Source organism: Pseudomonas agronomica, from assembly GCF_025917275.1.
Lineage (GTDB): Bacteria > Pseudomonadota > Gammaproteobacteria > Pseudomonadales > Pseudomonadaceae > Aquipseudomonas > Aquipseudomonas agronomica.
This window is the reverse complement of sequence record NZ_JAOSHO010000792.1, coordinates 1-1539: the sequence shown is the minus strand read 5'-3', so window position 1 is coordinate 1539 and position 1539 is coordinate 1. Positions and strand designations below refer to the sequence as shown.

Below are 1539 nucleotides of genomic sequence, written 5' to 3'. Positions count from 1 at the left end.
GCCCAGGCCGATCAGGCAACCGATCAACGCGGCCATCGGCAACATGTCGTACAAGCGCCGCGGCGCGGTCAGCAATACGTAGCTGAGGACGTCCGCCAGGGTGTAGGTGTCGCTGACGTCGCTCATTTCATCGATGAATGCGAACAAGGTCGCCAGGCCAAGAATGATCCCCAGCACAGCAAGGATCGCCATGAATACGCTGCTGCCGATGTAGCGGTCGAGTTTAACCACGGGCCACCTCCAGCGCGCTGCGACGACTGGCGAGCTTCAGGCGCATGGGCTCCCAATAGAGCAACCCGAGGCCAATAACGAGGAAAATCGAATGCACCCACCACAAGCCCAGTGCCGGTGGAATCTTGCCTTTTTCCAGGGCGCTGCGGGCGGAAATCAGGATGGTCAGGTAAGCCATGTACAAAAGGATCGCGGGCAATAGCTTGAGAAAACGGCCCTGGCGCGGATTGACCCGCGACAGCGGAACCGCCATGAGCGTCACGATGAACACCAGCAGTGGCAGCGACAAGCGCCACTGCAGCTCGGTGCGGGCGCGGATGTCATTGTTGCCCAGCAGGCTTGAAGTCGGCATCGCATCGCGATCGGTGACTTCTTCGCTGGCCTCGGGCTTGGGCAACAGCACGCCGTAGGTGTCGTACTGGATGGCGCGATAATCGGCCTGGCCCGGCTTGCCGTCGTAGCGGTAGCCATTCTCGAGAATCAGGTAGCGGTTACCGTCCGGGTTGATTTCCTGGCGCCCCTTCTCGGCCACCAGCACGGAGATCCCGCGGTCTTTCTTGGCATCCGAAGACAGGTTTTTCTGGGTAATGAAGACACCACCCAGGTTGATCCGGTCATCCGAAAGCTGCTCGGTGTAGGTGACACGCGTCCCGTCGCGCAGGGCCTGGAAGCGCCCCGGCACCAGGGTGTCGAATTCGGTCATGGCGTCCTGCTGGTTGATCAGCAGTTGGAATTGGTTGGCACCTTGGGGCGCCAGGCTCAGGCTCAGCCAGGCCACCACCAGTGCCACCAGTGTCGCCGGGAACAACGTGATGCGAAACAGCCGCTGCTGGCTCATGCCCGTGGCGGACAGCACGGTCATTTCGCTATCCAGGTAAAGGCGACCGTAAGCCAGCAGGATGCCGAGGAACAACCCCAGCGGCAGGATCAACTGCAGGAAGCCCGGCAGGCGGAATCCCATGATCAGGAACAACGAGCCCGGGTCCAGGGCGCCGGAGGCCGCCTGCGCGAGGTACTTGATGAAGCGCCCGCTCATGATGATGACCAGCAGCACGGCGCTGACGGCGCTCAGGGTCAGCAGGACTTCGCGGGACAGATAACGAAAGACGATCAAACCAGACACTCCACGATTGTCAGGCTATGGCGGCCAAACAAGGAAACGTATCGAGCCAGCTCACGCAGCGAGCCGCCGAAAAAAGAGCCGCATTATCCTGTGATTGGACGCGCCTGTCACTGCGCACGCTTTAACCAGACGCTTCATGGCCAAAAAGTTAACGACTGCGAGGGTTGTCAGGCTCGGGCGCCGAG

2 protein-coding genes are annotated in these 1539 nt (G+C 61.0%); both read right to left on the bottom strand.

Going from position 1 to position 1539, the window contains the following annotated elements; translation table 11 throughout:
- A partial coding sequence (locus tag OC610_RS27170) for an LptF/LptG family permease (protein ID WP_264432470.1) occupies positions 1–231 on the bottom strand: 231 nt, incomplete at its 3' end.
- Positions 224–1345, bottom strand: a complete 1122-nt coding sequence (gene lptF, locus OC610_RS27165; protein WP_264432468.1) for an LPS export ABC transporter permease LptF — start codon at positions 1343–1345, stop codon at positions 224–226. The genes lptF and OC610_RS27170, both read right to left, overlap by 8 nt.
- Between the last annotated feature and the right edge of the window lie 194 nt (positions 1346–1539).